9 protein-coding genes are annotated in these 18,634 nt (G+C 65.1%); 1 reads left to right on the top strand and 8 read right to left on the bottom strand.

Features of this window, described 5'->3' with window-relative positions; all coding sequences use genetic code 11:
* Window positions 1-188: 188 nt before the first annotated feature.
* The 8 genes from PV341_RS19835 to dpdE form a co-directional block, all read right to left on the bottom strand.
* Window positions 189-2,210: a hypothetical protein gene (locus PV341_RS19835; RefSeq protein ID WP_500358574.1), complete on the bottom strand. Its 2,022-nt coding sequence runs from the start codon at window positions 2,208-2,210 to the stop codon at window positions 189-191.
* Window positions 2,200-2,727, bottom strand: a complete 528-nt coding sequence (gene dpdK, locus PV341_RS19830) for a phospholipase D-like domain-containing protein DpdK (protein WP_500358573.1) — start codon at window positions 2,725-2,727, stop codon at window positions 2,200-2,202. Before dpdK ends, PV341_RS19835 begins: the two co-directional genes overlap by 11 nt.
* Window positions 2,724-7,139 carry a protein DpdJ gene (dpdJ, locus tag PV341_RS19825; protein ID WP_500358572.1) on the bottom strand — a complete coding sequence of 1,472 codons (4,416 nt, stop codon included), beginning with the start codon at window positions 7,137-7,139 and terminating at the stop codon, window positions 2,724-2,726. The genes dpdK and dpdJ overlap by 4 nt, the downstream gene beginning before the upstream one ends.
* Window positions 7,140-7,211: 72 nt before the next feature.
* Entirely contained in the window at window positions 7,212-7,895 is a 684-nt protein-coding gene (locus PV341_RS19820) for a hypothetical protein (RefSeq protein WP_500358571.1), read from the bottom strand.
* Window positions 7,892-10,945 (bottom strand): protein DpdH, encoded by a 3,054-nt coding sequence (gene dpdH / locus PV341_RS19815; protein WP_500358570.1) that lies wholly within the window; start codon window positions 10,943-10,945, stop codon window positions 7,892-7,894. Before dpdH ends, PV341_RS19820 begins: the two co-directional genes overlap by 4 nt.
* A complete protein-coding gene (gene dpdG / locus PV341_RS19810; RefSeq protein ID WP_500358569.1) occupies window positions 10,938-11,804 on the bottom strand; it encodes a protein DpdG in 867 nt (288 codons plus the stop codon). The genes dpdH and dpdG overlap by 8 nt, the downstream gene beginning before the upstream one ends.
* On the bottom strand, window positions 11,804-14,380 hold the full coding sequence (dpdF, locus tag PV341_RS19805) for a protein DpdF (protein ID WP_500358568.1): 2,577 nt from the start codon (window positions 14,378-14,380) through the stop codon (window positions 11,804-11,806). Before dpdF ends, dpdG begins: the two co-directional genes overlap by 1 nt.
* Before the next feature lie 17 nt (window positions 14,381-14,397).
* A complete protein-coding gene (gene dpdE / locus PV341_RS19800; protein ID WP_500358566.1) occupies window positions 14,398-17,721 on the bottom strand; it encodes a protein DpdE in 3,324 nt (1,107 codons plus the stop codon).
* 507 nt (window positions 17,722-18,228) lie between these two features.
* Between dpdE and PV341_RS19795 the strand changes: the two genes are divergently transcribed.
* On the top strand, window positions 18,229-18,634 hold a 406-nt coding region (locus PV341_RS19795), incomplete at its 3' end, for a transposase family protein (protein ID WP_500358565.1).

Below are 18,634 nucleotides of genomic sequence, written 5' to 3'. Positions count from 1 at the left end.
GGGCTCGCGCGCCCGTGTACAGGAAGCCTGCACGGGGCAGACCGGCTTGTGAGCAGGGGCGATGCAGCGCCCCAACCACCACCCGCCAGATTGCGGGGCCCAGTCATGTGCTGCAGCCTCCATCACCGTATGGTGCGCTCCGAGGGCGGGCAGTTGTGCCGCGCCCGTCGGGCGCGGCACAAGGCGTATCAACGCAGTTGAGTAGACGGGTCCTGCCTGGCGGCGTGCTCGTACAAGGCGGTGATGGCCGCGTGTGTGACGGAGGCCGAGCCGGCTCCTCGGGGGTAGACGACTTTCTTGGCGTACTGACCGATGCAGTTAGTCGCCGCATGCGCAGCGCACTGCGTGATGACCAAACTGAAATCGGAGTTGCGGGCCGTCTCCTTCAGATGCTTGGATGCGACCTTTTCTGCCGAGAGCACAACCTTCACACGGGGGAACTGGCGGGTGATGCGGTCGTGGACACGCTGGAGCACGCCCTCGTCCAGGCCGTAGACGAGAATCTGCGCGGCTTCGACAACCGGCTCGTTCTCCTCGGTGCGCGAGGAGGTTTGCTCAGGCCAGTCCAGCCCGAGCCCCAACTCATTACTGAGCGACCGCGCCGTTGAGAGGTATGCGCCGTCGAGCCGGCGCATGTGGAGATGCAACGGGGCGAACAGGAGTTGGGCTGTCTGCACGCGGGCTGCGGGTGCCGGCGCGGCCCATGCCACCAGGCGATCGATAAAGTCGAGGGCCTGCCCGGCCGTCTCGGGCGCGACCCATTCGTCGAACCGCACGCTCATTTGTTCCAGGAACTCTTCGTATTCTGCAGCCTGCGGGGCTGAGCGAAGGAATAGTTCCAGGAGCAGGTCCAGGACTGCGAGATTCGCTGGGTCGCAGCGCTGGTTGACGATGCTCCGCATGATCGTGGTCAACGTGTGCGGGAACGTGACTTCGGAGCGGGTCAGTTCTTGCAGGAACGGACCGAGCGCGTACTGCCATACGACCTCGTACTCGGCATCTGTGAGACTGCCGAACACCTCGGCCATCTCACCGTCGGATATCGAATCAGGCGGCACTGAGGTGCCGCCTCGACGGATGTCCATCCTGCGACAGAGGTCGAAGGCAGCCTTGTCGCCCTGGGCGACAGCCGCGACCACTTCTGCCCATGTGCTGAGTGCCGTCTCAGCCGGGACCTTTTTGCCCTCGGCCATGTCCGACTGCGCGGAGTCCGGTTCCCTAGAGCCTGCTGGAGGGGCTTGGCGGCGATAGAACGCGAGTGTTTCGGGCACGTCGTCCCCACGCCCTTGGGCATCGAGCAGAGCGATGCTGCGCGAAAGTTCCTCCTCTTCACCTCGCGCGTGCATGCCCACTAGCAGCACCCTGACGGCCTGCTCGCTGAGGTCCAGCAGGTTTGTATCCGCCAGCAGCGAGAGATGGCTGTCCGGCGCCTTCAATGCGTCTACGGCGCGGGCCAGGTCCCCGTCAGCGAGCGCGGGTTCGATGTGCGCTGTGAACAGAGCCGACAGCACCATGTCCTTGACCAAGACCGGCGGGCCCTGAAGCAGTACTTCGCGCAGTCCGCGCAGTGCCAGGACCTCGCGCGCCCTGCCTTGCGCGGCCCACAGCCTGATCTCCAGGTGTTTGACGTTGGCCGGTGAGAGGCCGCCCTGGCGGTCGATCTGCTGGAGGAGAGCCTGGGCCGTCTGTGGTGCACCGCTGAGGAGGGCTGCTTCGAAATCTGCCAGCAGACGCCCCAGCGGCTTGGGTGCGGACCAGGTCCGCGCGGGGGCCCGCTCCACCACCTCCACCATGCGTTCCAGCGCAGTCCTCAGGCGCTTCCTCTCGTCCGTGTCGGCAGTTGCCTGGACGACGAAGGTGCTGCCTGCCCCGTAGCGCTTAAGGATCGCAGCCTCATGCGGCTTGTCGAGCGCGGCAGGTGCGTCGTAGCCGTACTTCGCAAACGAGGGGCCGACAAACGCCACCAGGAGGTCGCGAACAGCAGTGAGCTCCTCGCGCCGGCGAGGAATCACGTAGTAGGCCATGCGCTGCGTTTTCTCGTTCAGCCACGGCAGCACCATCGGCGACTTGCGGTACTTGACGGCTGCATCCCGAAGCAGCGTGATGCCGCTCGGGTACTTACCAGCATCATTGCGGTCCCGATAAAGGAAGTGGTCCACGAACTGCTGTGTATCAGCCGCCTGTTGTGCTGCTTCTTCCTCAGACGCCACGTGCGGTCCATTCATGCTGGTAGTCCACTATTGCCTGCGCCGCGGCCGGTTCGTCCAGCGAATAGGTGATCTTTTCCTTGTTCCGGGCAAGGCCGTTGCGCGTGAAGTTCATGGAGCCCTCGAACATCCAGCCCGGGCCCACCAGGCTCTTCTCGTGAATCACCTCGTCCAGGAAGACCTCCAGATCCGTACTCTCGTCACGGCCCACGGTGAGGCGCTCGAGGAAGAGTGCGTTCGCAGGAGCGTCCTGGGTCACCACGCGCACGGCTGTTCCGCTGTTCGCCAGCATCAGCAGCAGGTCGGACAGCCGGCACTGCAGTGGAGGATTTTCGCCCAGAAGGTAGTCGAAGGAGCCGTCAGCGTTGTCGACCAGGTCCACATCACTGACCCAAGCAGAGACCAGCCAGACCTCACCGCCGGGCGCCGACAGTTGAGCCAGCAGCGCCGTCCGGATCAGTGAGTCGGCGCGCAGGGCGCTGCGCGCATTGGTGCGCAGCGTACGAGGAGGGACTGTCACTGCTCGGACTCCTTGATGACGGCCTTCACGACGACCTCGCGGCTGTCCCTATACACCTGGGTCACCTCGCCGTACAGCTTGAGACTTCCACGGTCCACGCGCAGGGCAGGGATGTTCAGCAGTACACGGCGCAGCAGTTCGGGCCGGTCCAGGGGAACGACCACTTCGGCGGCAGGATGCGATGCGAGCACCTGGGCATACCTGGCAGGCCAATCCGGCGATGTGGCGTCCAGGCGCGGCCATGCCTGCGCGTGCACGGCGGCTGCCAAAAGACGATCCAGGATCTGCGGGTTGTCCACCGCACGGTAGGGCTGGTAGGAGTCCAGATGGTAGTTCCGTGCCTGGTCACCCCGGGGCCACAGGATGCTGAAGGCCTGGTCCGGGCTGATCTTGTGAGGCAACTGAATCTTGGACGCGCCTACGGCGTAGGCGATGACCCGGGAGTCGACCTCGATCCCGGTTGCTTCTTCCAACTGGTCCCATGCCTGCACCAGGGCAAGGGCCGTCGCGTCGGTCAGGCTGTCGGAGCCGCGGCGCAGCAAGCGCATCGCAAGCGATGCGATATCACTGTGCCGCGGCGCACCATCCAGTTCGCTCCAGGCGGACCGGATGCGCTGCAGTGCGTCCTTGCTGTCCTGAGCCGACGCCGCAGTGCGCATCTCGCTCATCGCCTGGGCCAACTCCCCGTGGGGCTCGGCCTCCACCACATGACGGAGCAGATTCGTCAGCCGTACATCGGTCTGCTCGAAGCTGTTGGGACGCAGAGCCGTGCTCACCAGGTTCCAGAAGCGGGCAGGATCACGCCCGTATGTCTCCGCCAACTTCTCCACCACGCCGAGCCCGCCCTCGGACGTCTCGCTGATCCAGATGTGATCCGGTGCCGAACCGGTACCCGGCACCACGTCGAGCGTAAGGTCCTGGTCGCGTGCGTCGGGACAGGCTCGGGTCACAGCCTCCAGGACCGCGGCGGCCAAGGTGTCCCGGTAGGCGCGGCGGGCCAGGTCGGCTGTGCGGATATGGAGGTTCTCGCCGAACAGTAGTGAGCCGGCGTCGTCCAGCACGGCCACGACATCGGGGTTTTGGCTGAGTTCCTGCAGATCGCTGATGACACGGTCGGCAGGACTGCCGACGTCCGCAGGCGAGGCAGAGGGATCCTGCCTGTAAAGCAGCGGGATGACCTTCGTGATGCTGTCCCGCCAGGCGCCCTGCGACAGTCCCGCGTGAATCGCCTCGGGCTTGGTGCCCTCCAGTCCCTCGAGCGCGAACGCGGAGAGGTAGACCAGGGTCAACCATCCACGCTGGAACGAGTTGGCTGCCTCAGCGATCCGCTGGTCCTCCAGGACGGTGTTCACAAAGGCCTTCGAACGCCACTGGGGAGAGTTCAAATGCTTCACCACGCCCGGCACAGAGGGATCAAGGGGCGCAATCTGAATCCGGACGGCGTCGACGGACGAGGTGAACCCCATGGCTGCCCTCGCTCCCTCGAGGGCGTAGCTGACCTTCACCTTGTGCCGCTTGCCCGGCTTGCCCTTGATCACTTCAGCCACGGCGCCATAGGTCATCCGGCGCACCTCGGTGGGGTTGCTGGAGGTGTGAGTGGCGAACCCGATGGACAGCACCTGATCGCGCCACTCGGGCACCTTGGGTACGTCCGCTGCAACCGGCGGACCCGCGGGGTTGTCCACGAATTCGGTGGCCCACAAGGGGATGCCCTGCGAGGAGGTCGCGATCTCCTTGTCCGGCTGCGCAAGTCTGATCCGCCGCGGGCGAGTGACCTCGACCGTCTGCACATCCGTGCGGCCGGTATCCCAACGACCCTGCCGCTCCGCCGCGTCGAGGACGCTCCCGAGATCGACCACGGCATCAGCGACTCCGGTGGGAACCTCCAGCCACGTGCGGTGGCGGTCATCGCGATACCCGAAGCGGCGGCTGACACGGCCGGGCACAGCTTCCCGCAGCGCGCGGCCTACGGGCAGCTTGTCTTCGTCGTCGGACGTGGCGAAGGGGAGATCAAAGCTCACCTCCGGAAGATTCAGCGGAGCAAAGAGCGAGGTCGTCACGAACTCGGGCAGGAAAGCCTTCCGGTCGACCGTGCCAGGGTCTTGATGGATCGGCGATGCGCCGACCTTAAGACGTCGCAAGAGAGTCGGAGCGACTGCCAGCAGCAAAGACCGGGGCTGCTCCCACAGCAGGGCCTGCACTTCGTCGGGGCTCAGGCGCAGCGCGGCTCGTAGATGGTTGGCTAGGGAGCGCAGGAGGGTGTCATCCCCGTCGAGGAGTTTCTCCAGATCCTCAGTGATCGCGCGCCGGGCGGCGGGCAATTGCTCATGGTCATAGTCAGGGCGGGTGTTTCCTGTCGCCAGCGTTCGGGCGCTGACCCACAGGCTGCGGTTACGCAGTCGGCTGCCGAGCCAGTCGATGAACGCCTGAGCGCCCTGAATCTTGATGATGTGGCGGTTGTGCACCGGCAGGGTGCGAGGGGTTACCTCGGGAGCGAACAGGGACACGTAGTCCTGGTAGGCCAGCCGGTCTCGGCCGAAGTCGGACAGGGCGACGATCGTGAGCGGGCGCGTGCCCCTCTCCCGTCCGGCCCGGCCCCGGCGCTGCAGGAAGGAAGCTGGATCGCGAGGCGCCTTGTGCTGGACCACCAGTCCGACGTCGGGATCGTTGAAACCGACTTCGAGAGAGGCTGTCGCGACGACAAGATCGGCGTCCGCGTCGACGCCCGCATCCTGGGAGGACGTCCGGCCGATCCTCAACGGACGCTGACTGAGGTCGGCACTGAGGCTGTGCCCGATCAACTCCGGAAGGTTCCAGGACTGGCCCGCGAGGTAGCGCTCCTCTTCGGCCGGCAGATCCATGGAACGCAGGGCCGCCAGGACTGCAGCCCCCCACCTTCGGCGGTTTTTTCCGTACTGCCCGCCCTCTGCGTCCCGCAGGTCGTCATAGAGGCGGTTGGTGACATCCAGGTCGTCGGTGAAGAGAAATCCCTTGGTCCCGTGCAGCGTCGTGCCGGCCGGCCGATTCCTGTCGAGCAGGCGTCCGTGGAGCATCGCCGTCTGGATGGTGGTGGACAAAAGGCTCGTGCCCGACAAAGGGTCGCCGCGAAGCGCGAGGTGGTACTCGCGGCCCTCCGACTCCATGTCCCTGCTGTGCGGCTCGATGAGGGTGACGCTTTGCGCAGGGAGCCCGACGAGTTCCGCCATGAAGCGGTCAGCTTGACGCAGGGTGGCGCTCAGCCCGACGAAGGTGACGTGGCCACGGCGTGCGTGACGCCAGCGCCGCAGCAGCAGGGCTGTTTGGGCTCCCGTGGAATCGGAGTAGGTGTGCACCTCGTCGAGCAGGACGACACGGGGACCGTACCCGGTCCAGCCGAGAGTCCTGCTCAACTTCGACCCCGCGCTGTTGCGGTTAAGCATCTCTGTCGTGGTGAAGAGCAGCTTGGGCGGAACCCTGTTGATCGACTCCCGGGTGAAGGCCATGACCCCGTCAGGTATCTCCCCCTCCTTGCACACCGAGCACCGCAGCACCTCAATGTTGCGGACTCTGTCCTCGTCAGACCAGAGCATGGTGCCGCCGTCCCCGGTCGGACACGTCAGATAGGGACAGACGCGGGCCCCTCCCTGCTCGGCCCACATATAGGTTCCGTGCGTCACATCGTCGCTGTAGGGCGGTGTACGCCCGTAGAGCACGCCGATCGTGGGACTGGGCAGACCTCGCTGCCGCAGTTCAAGGGCGTTCCTGATTGCTTCACGCAACTGGTCACGCAGCAGTTCGATGCGCGGATACAGCGCGAGGGTGTGCACCCCCGCGCCCTTGTGGTTGGCCATCGCCGCGAAGGCCGGAAGGTAGAACGCGAGGGTCTTGCCGCTACCCGTGCCGGCACCGACCACGACGCCACGCGAATCGCCGCTCGCCAGGGAGTTTGTGACGGCTTTGGTAGCGTCGACCTGGAAACGCGAAAGGGCATACGAGCCGATCAGCACCCCGGCGACCGTGGAGTGCATCCCCGTCCACCCTGTCGTCGTCTCCATCTCGGCGATCGCCTGCGCGGCCGAGACCTCACGCTTGGGATAGTGGCGCTCGGAGACGTGCAGGCGGTAGTCGGCGACCAGAGGCTTGCCTCTCTCCCACCAGTCAGCCTGCAGCGGAGTACCAGGCCAGGGGCCGAAGATCTGCCGCAGACAGGCAGTCAGCCGAACCCCTTCGGCGAACCGTGTCCGATACCGCTCGGCTCCGCCGAAGGGGACGTAGAAGAGAAGCCGCTGATTGATCAGCGCCGACTTCAACTGGTCGGCGTCAGAGAACAGTGACGCCGCGTCGTCGTCCTTCTCGAGTACCGACCACAGAGCATCCTCCACCTCTTCCCCGGAGAGCGCGCCGTCGGTAACGCCCCATTCAAGAAGGGGCAACTCCCGCTCCTCCAGGGCAGTGAGTGCCTTCCCCAAAACGGCGCGGCGCAGTGTCGTTGATACCACAGGTCGTCAGTTCGCCTTCCGAGTGACGGTGTACCAGCTGTCCTGGTCGTACTCTCGCAGCAGTGCGATGTCTGCCTCCGTGAGTTCTCGAAGAGTGACCCCGCCTGCATCCAGCCGGTTGATGAGTTCGAGGAGCCCCTGCGGTGCATCGGCCGGCGCATGCTGAAGGAGCGCCGAAAGCGCGTTGCGGTCGCTGCAGAATGCGAGGATGCTGGCGCTGTCGACCTTGGGGCGGTTTGCCTTGGCCTTCATCGATTCATAGAGCTCAGTCGCCTCCAGTCGCTCATCGAGGCCAAGGGTGACAAAGCGGGCAGGGGAGACCTCTTGGATCCGTGCAGCGGCCCACGTCTTCCAAAGCTGTCTGAGGGAGGCACTCAACTCGCTGGTGAACGCCTCCAAGGCGCGCCTGGCATCAACGAAAGCCCGGTCGCCTGGCAGGCCGCCGCGCGATTTGGATTCGAGTTTGGCCCGTGCCGTGTCGAAGCCGGACATGTCCAGAGTCTGGCCGGTGCGCTCGCGAAGCAGCACCGCGGTCTGCTGCTGCATCATCGCTGCCTGCAACGCTGTGCGTACCTCATCGATACGGCGGAGCACCCGCTCCTGGTCGTCTCGCTCCTTTTGGCTTTCAGAGATGCTGCGGGCTGTGTTCTGCAGTTCCTGCGCCTTCTCCAGAACCGTCACGCTGCTCATTCGCCTGCCTCCGCTTGGGGTGTGGCGTTATCTACGGCCTGCTGCCACTCCACGAGCAGACCTGCCAACTGGTCGGCGGCATCGCTGACCGCGTTCTGGGTCTGCATCCGCGCTGCCGCGAGAGCGGTGTCGAGCAAGGCGTCGGCGGTCTTCAGGTAGGCGCGCATCTCCTGCAGATGCGGTGAGCGTGGCGCGGCCACCACAGCCAGGAGGCTCTCGGCCTTCTGGTCCTCTCTGGCGCGGGACAGGTCCTTCTCCAGCACGGACACCGTGTTCCAGTCGGCTTCCGCGACGGCTGCAGCCCGCATCTCCAACTCAGGCCCCTGGGGCCCTGTGATGCCTTCGGCGTTGGCCATCTGCAGGGCCGTGGAGACCTGCTGGACGAGGCGGTCACCGGGGCCGCTCGACTTGGGAAAATGTTCTCGGATCTCGTGGACGAGGGTGGTCAACTCTTGCAGTTGACCACGCACCGCAACGTCCCATCCGGCGCGAAGGGGCTGCGCGGCCTCCTTGGCCCACTTCGGCAGGTCAATGCTCGACAAATCCCACTTCTGGGCGGCCTCCTTCACGAGGGCAACGGCACGTGCCGCGTCAACGACGTGGACGGCACCCGTGGCACCCTGGCCGAGTCCCAGAGAATTGAGCAGTGCCTCCACAAGACCGGCGCGATGCTGCAGGTGTGCCTCAAGCCGCTTCCTCCATGTCTCGGTGCGCGACGAACTGTCCGGCCGAGCCCATGCCTTCCCCTTGTCGAAGGCGGCGGCATAGAGGGCATCGATCGGCATACCCGGGACAACTCGCCCGGCGAGGGCAGCCCCGAGCAGAGATACGCGCAGTCCGGAGACCAGGTCCCCGTCGGCGTGTTCAGCGTTGAACGCGACCCGTTCACGCAGGGCCGCTCGGTGTTTCTCTGCGGAGCTGGCGAGTCTGACGACGTCTTGCGGCCGCATCCCGTCGGCGTCCTGGGCGTGAACCCTGACCAGGCTCTTGAAGAACTCGCCGTTGCGCGGGTTGCGCTCCAGGGTGACTGCTGCGTTCTTATTGAGCGCCTCGGCACTGGCGTCCTCGATCGAGACTGTATTGGCTTTGACGGTCCAGCCAGCTCCTTCTGCGTCGCCGACTCCGATCGGCTTGATGGGAGGCGTCAGCCAGTCCTCCCTGTAGTGCACCGATCGGGAGACCATGGTGCGGACGATGTTCGCCACCTCGGTGGTGAGGCGTGATCCGCTGGCCGCCCAGTCTTCCACCACGTCGAGTTTGCGCTGGAGAGCGGGAGGAACCCGTGGTGTCTGCGGCGCATCGACGAGCGTGATCGCGGGCTGGGAGGTCTCTCCGGCGGGCAGGGTGCGGACGAGACTGGCACCTCGCCCTTCTATGTCCAACTCCGGAAGGGAGAATGCCTCGCCGATGCCCTGTAGCAGGTTCGCTGGCTGGGCGGGGGCGTCAGCCCAGAACTCCAGCGCCTTGCGCCGGCGCTTGGCGTTCACAGGGTCGCGTGCGTCGATATCTGCGCTGACGCTGTTGGGCAGTGCCTTGTCGACGCCCTTGACGGCCTTGTAGTTCTCCTGAAAGAAGGTGCTCGGGAACTCGCCCTTCCTGATCGACCCGTAGGCGTCGTTCAGGATCGGGATGACTCCATTGCCGAGAACGGTGCGCGGGATGAACGCGTAGGGGTTCTCTTGCGGAGCCACGCTGTGAACAACACGCGTCAGTGCCGCACGATTGAAAGGGTAGAGGCCGAACCCGTCGACGGATGCACCGAAAGAGCCATGACAAAGGCTCTTTACAGTGCAGTCGTCGCACTTGTTGGGGACCGATTCGCCGCCAGCGCGCTCCAGTGCATCACGCCCCACTCGTGCAGCATTGAGGTACTTCGCGACGAACCTGACGATGTCCTCTGTCCCCGTCTTGCTTTCTCCCAGAACGATGTCCAGGTTGTAGACGAATCCTCCGGTGGACGTGCTGATCCTGGAGGCTGCGGTCTCTGGAAGGTCGTGGAAATATCCGCTCGTGATCGCCATGAGGGTCCGCATGGGCGCGAGAGCCGTCTTCCCATCCCGCTGCGACGTCTCGGTGATCGCATCGAGCAGGTCTCCTTGGACACCTTGGATGAGGGCGAAATCCTCCACCAGGAGGATGATCTCCTTGCCCTGGCGGGCGTAGATCTCGCGCACCTTCTGCATCGCTCCCAGGAGGCGACCACCTCCAAGCGACGATAGTTCCTGGACGGCCTTGTCCCAGTGGTCGTTGAGCAGCTCCACAGCCAGCACTTGCAGGTCGGGCCTGGACATCACCATGCCGAAGATTTGCCGCGTAGGAGCCGCCATGTCGCCGGCGATGGCGTCAGGGCTCAAGGGAAGGTCGCCGAGAGAGAAGCGTGGAGGGCGTTCCTCGCCGGACTCCCGGTCGCTAAGGAAATGCTCGGCGAACCGGGGGATGAAGTTGTCGGGCTCCAGCATCTGCTCCTGCAGAAGCGGATCCTGCAGGAGCAGGGAGATGCCTCGTGGTCCGACGAGTTGGCGCTTCTTCCCGGAGACCGCCTCCTTGCTGAGGTCGGCAAGAGTGACGCTCAACTGGGTGATGAGACGGCGCGCCAACGAGGCCGCGGTGAAGGTCCCGGTGACATGCCGGATGTCCTTGCGGATCTGTTCGATCTCTTCGTCCTGGACCCCGTCGAGGAGAGAGTCGATCACATGCCGCAGACTAGTCTTGGACTTCTCGAGGTAGATGATCTTTCGGTCGTCGGAGTGCGTGATCTTCTCTTTGACCCAGCGCACCAGGTGGGACTTGCCGGATCCTGATTCACCGACCACTGGCAGCAGCAGCGTTCCGGTGTTCGTGCGCCGGTTGAGGAAGTCGTCCTGGACATCCTCTTCTGTGACGCTTTCGCCCGTGCTGCTGAACGATCGGCCATTGATCCGGCAACGCTGAATGCCCAACCGTGTGTGCGTGGAGAGGAAGACGGCGGGGGAGGAGACGACCGCCTCCGTCTGGATCGTGGAAGTCACGTTCTCCACGTCCCAGCAGACGAAGCGATGGAAGTCAGACATGGGCGGCCTCCTGTCGGGCGATGGCGGAGCAGAGGCGCATGGACGACTGCTCTGGGTCCTGCACCTTGATCGGTTGCTTCGCGTCGGAGTCGCTGCTCAGGACGAGCCACTTCTCGTACTCGCCTCGCATTAGGGCGAAGGAGAGTGCCGCGCCGGCAGTCCGGTCGTCCGCAAGCCCGTATCCCAGGCTGTTGGAGATGGCTCCGCCAGGAAGGACAGGAAGGTGTTCGCGCAGCAGGCGCAGGACATCCAGGGCGTCCACAGGAGCATCAGGTGGCAGGTGCTCTTCCAACACCTGTCGTACGGCGAGTGTGCAGTCCGGAATGTAACGCTGGGCGATGTGGGGTGCCGGGGCTCCCAAGCCGAGGGATGTCGCCCACGTCGTGAATGGTGACCATCGAGTGTCGTTCACAAACACCAACTCACCATCGGGCGCATCCCTTTGATGCTGACTGTCCACCACGGCCCAATTGAAGGACTCCGAGAACGGGTCGCGGGTCAGGCTCCACACAAGAGCCCGCCGCAGGTCATCGGCGGTCTCGGCCGGTTGGTGTCCGCGCAGGCCCAGCACGGCGGAGCGCAGGCCGCACTGGAAGGCCGGGTAGTCGTCCCAAGGGAGGGCCGCAAGGTCACCCGCCAAAACCCAGTCCTGACCGTCGCCGCTTTCCTCAGCGAGCCCCAGTGACCGCAGGGTGGTGAGGGCGTAATGGACCGTGGTGAGCTTCTTCGATTCGCGGCTGTGCGGTTCAAGGAAGGCGCGCAGCGTGTCGTAGGCCACCGGCCCGGATTGCGAGGCCAGGAAGCGCACCACCACCCAGATCTCGCCGGGATACGGTACGGGCGTGTTGAGCAATGCCATTACCTGAACTCGCTTCTCGCATGCTGGATGTTCAACGACGGGTGGGTGGTCACAAAGGGAACCCCGGGCCGGTTCGGATCCTGTACCTGCCACGGCAGCAGGAGGTAGAGAGGGTCCCCGTCCTCAAGTCGGTAGCGGAGCTCTTCTTCGAGGAACGACGTCGCCTCATCGGCAACCCAGACGATGGTGGCCTGGGTGCCACTGCCCACCAGGCTGCTGTCGTGATCGACGAGCACCGGATGACCTGGTGCCTGCTCCTGAATCTGCCGGGCCAGTCCCGTGTTAAGGCCAGGGCCGGCGAAGTGGCAGGCACCCGACCGTGCCAGTTTCACCAGCACAGGCAGCAAGTTCTCTTTGCGCTCCGCAGGGTCGTGCCAGTAGATGCTGAGGTGCGAGGTCTGGGGGTGTAGGTGGGCCAGAGGACTGTCGCGCGGGGGCCACTCAACAGCGGCCGGGTCCGGCGAGAGCGGCCTGCGATAGTGAGACGCCGCTCCTTCACGCGGAAGTCCCTGACGTCGGCAGGCAGGACAGCCACGGCAGGCTGCCATGGTGTAGTGACGCCCACCGTTGCTTCCTGTGATCGAGTAGTACTCGGCTAGAGTGTCGGCAATGCACCGCTCGTGACGCAAGACCGTCAGCATCGCGCGCAGAGAGTTCCGCTGAGCATCCTTGACGCCTGAGCGGATGCGCTCGTAGGCGACGCGAAAGTGCTCTGGATTGTTGGTGCGCCCCTCCACCAATTCGATCTCGATCCGGTCTCGGGCAGTTTCGTAGAACGCGGTGATCCGCGCCTGCCAGGCCGGGGCGTCTTCGCCGGGCTCACGCATCGGGGGTGTGGGAGGGAAGACCCGGATCAACCCGACGCGATCCATCATGTTGAGCAGGCGAACGTTCCAGTCCTTGTGCGTGGCGTACCCCACAGGCATCCGCGGTGGCCGCACGGTCAAGTCGAGCAAGTAGCGGTTTGCGTGCAGGTGATGCCCCTTGGTGAACATCGCCCGCCACCGTCCCCATGCGGTGTCCGCCATGAGGATCTTCTGCTCGTTCAGGGACTGGGCTGTGGCCTGGTCGCCAGGTGCCGACGCCAGGTAAGCGAGTGAGGGACTGCCGTCACGGCCGCCTCGTCCGACCTCCTGGTAGTAGCGGTCCACGGTCTCGGGCACGCAGGCGTGCACAACGCTGCGGACGTCGTCGAGGTCGACACCCAACCCGAAGGCGGAGGTGCCGACGACGACGTCGTACTCGGTCGTGACAGCGCCATGGCTCGTGCGGCCCGACCACCCCTCAAGCGCGCGGCGGCGCCCCGTATCGTTGATGTCTCCATGCACGACCGCGACGCGCTGCATCCCTGCAGCGCGCAGAGCCTGGGCCCATTCGGTGGCGTGCTTCTTCTGGGTCGCATATAGCACCATCGGTTTTGGCAGGCGCGCAACAGCCCGGAGCACTGCTTGGGAGCGCGCCTCCTCCGAGTCGAAGGCGTCCAAGAAGTAGGCCGGCTCGCTGCGCAGTTCGGAGGACCAGACCACATTGGTACCTTCGTCGGAACCGAACAAGCCTCGTAGCGTTGTTACTTGTTGCTCGGTGAGCGTGGCACTCATCGCAACCGTCCTGGGGGCGTGCCCCTGGGGCGCGACCTCACGCCAAGCCCGGTGCCGGGCGGCCAGACTCTGAAATCCTGAACGGAACTCGTTGCCCCACTGCTCGACGAGGTGTGCCTCGTCCAGGATGACGTAGTTCAGATGGCCGTTCTGGGCGGCGTCGTGCAGGGCTTTGCTCAGGCCTGCGACCACGGCTTCCGGCGAAGCGATCACCAATGCCTGTCGCCCCGCGGAGATGTCCGAGCGCATGTGCTCCTTGTCGGCCTCGCCCAACTCCCCGAAGTAGGCGTACCGCTTGTGCAGGGCGCCAGGATCACGCCTGCTCAGCAGCGCACGGACACGCCGTTCCATGTCGATGGCCAGGACCACGGTGGGCACGACCATCACGGACACGCCGCTGCCTTGGTGGGCCAGCATGGCCCCGGCGAGTGCCACCGGCGTCTTGCCGTGGCCTGTAGGCAGGCAGACTAGGAGGGTTTCACCCGGCGGCATTAGTACTGTCGAGCGAGCTGCTTGCCGCTGCCCTTTGGAGAAGTAGTGCTCGTAGCCGAGGACGTCCGTCCAAAACGGGTCGGCCGGCGTGGCTTCCAAAACTCGGGCCAGGCTTGAGTCTTTGCCCAGCACTGCTTCACGGACCTGCGCTAGACCCGCTTCCTGCGCTGGTCCGTCGCCCTCGACCGGAGCCCACTCCTGGCCCCGCACCAGCGCGCGGCTCCCGTCTACCACCACGTCGCATCCGCCCGCTCGCCACTGATCGACGGTGGGCAGACCTTCTCGCAACGGCACCGACAACCGACCTGTCCGGCCCAATGCCTGGTGATGCAATACCAGTTGCCGAGTCAGCGAGACGATGTCCAGCCAGCCGGTGCTGCCGTTGTCTATCCCAGCCAGGGCATCCGCCAGACGGCGTAGAACGCCTTTGGCTAGTACGTCCGGCTTCACCTCGGGCCACTGGTTGAGAAGGTGCTGAGCGCTCACCCATGCGTCGTCAGACATCAGTAGGCCAGTTCCAATCCGCGGCGGACGAGGCAGGCAGCCGCCACGACGCGGACAACTGGCTGCGACAGCCCTTCGGCGAGCGAAGTCAGCACCTTCGCGTCGGTGACCAGGCCTTCGGTGTCGCGCAGCAGTCGGCCAGCGGCCTGCCGAGCTTGGGCTTGCGAGTGCAAAACCGCGGAGACCTCGAGCGCCTTCTGCTGGGCGTCCTGGCAGACCGCCGCGAGATCTGTGTGCTGGTGCAGGAACCTCAGCGCTGCCTGCTGTGCGTCACGGACGTACGTGGCCGCGTGCTCCTGGCCTCCGAATACCTCAAACAACTCCGAGACGCGCTGGCTGTTGTAGTTGCGGTCCCCCTTGCTCTTGTCGTAGCGACGATTCAGAAAGGCCAACTGGCCGTCCACGGTCACGGGCTGGTTCGTGCCGGACTCGATCCAGACGCGTCTGATGACAGGAGGGAAGATCCGATCCGCCTGGCGGCGCAGAGCCCGTGCCGCGTCCGTGCTGTCTTGGACGTGCTCCAGCGCGGCAGAGGTGTCCGCCTCGATGAGAAAGTCGAAACCGAAGTACGGCTGTGGCTCGTGCCCCGGTGGCATCCTCTGGTCGATCCGGCGGAAGGCGGCACTCTGCCCGAGACTGTCATTGAGGACGGCATCGGACAGCATGTCCACTAGGGGATTGCCGACGCGGAACAGCCGTGCGTCCCGGCTGCGCAGCGCACGCGACCGGTTGAACATCGCATGAGCGACCTCATCGTCCGGGATGCGATTTTTGATCCGCTCCCAGTGAAGGGGAGCAAGGAGCGGACGGCTCGAACCATTGTTGATCAGGAAGCGCCGAGCCGGGGATCCCTCGATGGAACGATCGAGGGAAGACAGCTTGATCCCCCCTCCGGCGGCGTCCGTGTAAGCCAGGAGTGCCCCTTCTATGTCGGACCAGTCACGCTCGACTTCAGTCAGTGCGGCCGGAACGCTGCGCAGGCGCTGCGATGAGATGTGAATGCTTTCCAAAAGGTCCATTTTGAGGATCTCGTCGCGCTCCTTGCCGAGCCGGGCAAGCACGTTCTGCTGCTGTGCCAATAGCCCTTCCGGTCCGTCCTCAACCGCCCCGGTCCATACAGTCTCGACTGACTGGGCTATCGCGTCCTGGAGGGTGGAGACGGAACCGTCGAAGACCTTGTAAGCGTCCCCGAGCAGGGTGGCCCATGCCTCCGTAAAGGAGCCGTCGGGGCCATGGTCCTCGGCCAGTCGGAATTGGTGCGCGGGACCAGTGGTTCCGGGCAAAGCCGGGCCCGGGTAGCGGTCGACGCGGCCCAGACGCTGTTCCAGTTGGTTGGGTGACCAGGGAAGCCTCAGATGCACGACGCAGTCGGCTGCCTGCAGGTTTAGACCGTCTTCGGCCGTGTCGTCGGCCAGGAGTACCGCCTGTCGGGGCAGGCGATCGGCCCACCGAGAGATCTCGGTCGCCGCCTTGGCCGCGCCCAGCGTACGCGTGTGCTGGGCGGTCACTACCTTCGGAAAGTCACGGCGCAGTCTGCCTGCGAGCGCGTCAGCCAGCCGGCCGGGTCCGCAGAAGACGACGGTGCGCTTTGCCTTGCGCATCACGGGAAGAAGCGCCCGGATGACGTGCTTCAGGTTCTCCTCGCTCGGCTGGGCCCCTGCAGGCCAGTCTTCCTCGGCCTCGGCCAGCACGGTCTTCTCACATGCAACCACCGGGACACTGGCGAGCAGTTCCCTCTCCCGCGGTGAGAGCCCGGCACGTTCGCTAGCGCCGGTGTCGCCCATCACCCGCCACCGGAGCGCGTCGATGGCGTCGTAGGGAAGCGCGGGTGCCCGCGAGGTGAGAATCGCCAAGGGCATGGCGAACTGCGAGAGTTGATCGCTCATCCCCTCGTTCTCCAGGTGCTCGCGAACCGTGCTCCACCAGCGCATCACGAATGCACCCCCGGCCTCTACGACCGTCGAGGGCGAGTGGATGAGTCCGGGGCGCTGACGGCCGCGCACCTCATAGGGGAGTGCCTCGGCGTCCGGGCCGCTGCCCTCTTGCAACACCGCTTCACGCCGGTTGCGAATCACTCGGCGATGGATCCGGTATGTCTCACTGATGTGAGCACGTAGCTCAATGACCCGACGGGCGAACTCATCCTGCGCATCGGGGTTGATCAGCTCGTCCTCCTCGTCAAGCATGCCGAGGACCTCATCCGCGAGCTGAGCCAGACGGACATCACTGGAGGGAACCTGTGCTCGGATCTCCTCGATGGAGTCCCGGATGACATACGTGTACTCCGGGTCCAGGGAGTAGACCGAGTTGGCCAGTTCCTCGCGCATGCGGTAGCGGTCCTCGAAGTCCTGGCGCCGCTCCCACGAGTAGAGCTCTTTGTCGAGCAGGTGAAGCAGACCAAGGTTCGTCAGGTATCCGGACGTCACGGGGGTGGCAGACAGCAGCAGCAGCCGCCTGGCCGAGTGTGCAAGTTCGCACAACTCCTTGTACGGCGTCTTATCCGGACGTGCCTGCACGAGTGCGTGGGCCTCGTCCACGACGACGAGGTCGGCCTGCCTGTATCCAGCCCACTTCTCGGGGGTCTCGTGGCTGGTCACGACGATCGTCGCATCAGGGAAGTCCTCGGTGTGGAACTTGTTCTTGAGTTCGGACAGCCACTGTCGGCGAAGAGCAGCCGGCGAGACGACTACTACACAGGCGCCGGGATTGTCGATGAGGATCTGGCGCACAACGTAACCTGCCTCGATCGTCTTCCCGAGGCCGACTTCATCGGCCAGGAGGTACCGCTGGACCGGGTCGGAGAGGACGGTGAGCGCGGCGTTCACCTGGTGCGGAAAGATCTCCACCGTCGACGAAAGAAACGTGCTCATGTCAGCGCAGGCGCCACGCTGCCGGACGAGGTTCTTGAGGATCGGGAGCCTTGCGTCCCGGTACGGCGTCGTACTGCCGCCGCGGACTGTCAGATCCGCTGCAGGGTCCAACACAGGGCGATCCCAACGCACGTAGAGATGTTCCTCATGAACAGGTAGGTCGTAGTCCACATTGGGGAACCGCACGATGTAGGAACGTTGGGCGGGCTCTGCCTGTATCACGCGGCCCGCATTCCACAGGCCGTCCGGACTCCGCCACCAGATTCGCTCCTCGCGCTCCAGGTGGACCAGTTGAGCCAGGTGGTCCGCCACCCATTGCGACTGTGCGATCGTTGCGGCGGGCGACTCGAAGTAATCAACGCGGATGCGCCCCGCGTCTACCTCCCCGACTTTGCCGATTCCCGGGCCCCCCGGTATCCGCACAAAGGTCCCGAGTTGTCTTGCGCTGCTCATGTGGCCCTGCTTCACAATCCCGCCCCCACCTGTTGTGCAGGTCGCCCCTCCCAGGGCGCAGCGCCCCCCGGCGCCGTAGCTGCATATACTTCACTATTTGATCACAAGTTCTCTGGGTTGTTGAACCCTTGAGGATGTGCCGTCTGCAAGGAGCGGATGCGGTAACACCCACAGAGCAACGTGCAACGGATGATAGGGGGCGGCGATGCCTCTCGTCATCGTTTCCGCAGGTCGGATGCCAAAGCGGGCACTCCCCCTTACCGGCCAGGTGGGGCAGCCTGCCTGCACTCCAGGCGGTCATCCCCGACTGCGCTCGCTCTGCGCCCGGTCACGTCCGCTGGAGTGGTGTATCGACGGCCACTCGGTGATGGGTCTGCTGCACGATCGGGTGACATCTGAACTGGCTTGCGCTGTGGGGCGGGTGGGAAGGATGTCGCTCTGCCCAAGCCCTATCCGGAAGAGTTCCGCCAAGACGTCGTGCGAGTCGCGAGGAACCGTGGCCTGGGGGTGACGGTCGAGCAGGTGGTCACCGACTTCGAGGTCCACCCGATGACGTTGTGGAAGTGGATGCGCCGTGCGGACATCGACGACGGGGCCGAGCCCGGGGTGACCAGTCAGGAGAGCGCGGAGCTGCGGGAAGCGCGTCGGCGGATCAAGAGGATCTACCCGCTCGTGAAAGAGCCAGCCGCGGACGGAATGCCCGTCACGGTGACGTGCCGGGTGCTCAAGCCCGCCAGACAGCCCTACTACCGCTGGCTCGACAAGCCGGTGACCGACGCCGTGCTGGAGGAGGCTCATCGCGCGAACGCGCTGCTCGACGCCCACCGCGAGGATCCCGAGTTCGGCTACCGCTTCCTGGCCGACGAAGCCCGCAGCTCGGGGGCCGCGATGGCCGACAGGACCGCATGGCGGA

This window comes from Streptomyces sp. PA03-1a, assembly GCF_033792805.1.
Taxonomy (GTDB): Bacteria; Actinomycetota; Actinomycetes; order Streptomycetales; family Streptomycetaceae; genus Actinacidiphila.
Note: the sequence above shows the minus strand (reverse complement) of the source record. Positions and strands in the feature narration are given on the sequence as shown.

Coding starts and splice junctions, on each gene's coding strand:
- dpdH (WP_500358570.1), bottom strand. CDS start 10,945: ATGTCTGACTTCCATCGCTTCGTCTGCTGGGACGTGGAGAACGTGACT.
- dpdE (WP_500358566.1), bottom strand. CDS start 17,721: ATGAGCAGCGCAAGACAACTCGGGACCTTTGTGCGGATACCGGGGGGC.
- dpdG (WP_500358569.1), bottom strand. CDS start 11,804: ATGGCATTGCTCAACACGCCCGTACCGTATCCCGGCGAGATCTGGGTG.
- PV341_RS19820 (WP_500358571.1), bottom strand. CDS start 7,895: ATGAGCAGCGTGACGGTTCTGGAGAAGGCGCAGGAACTGCAGAACACA.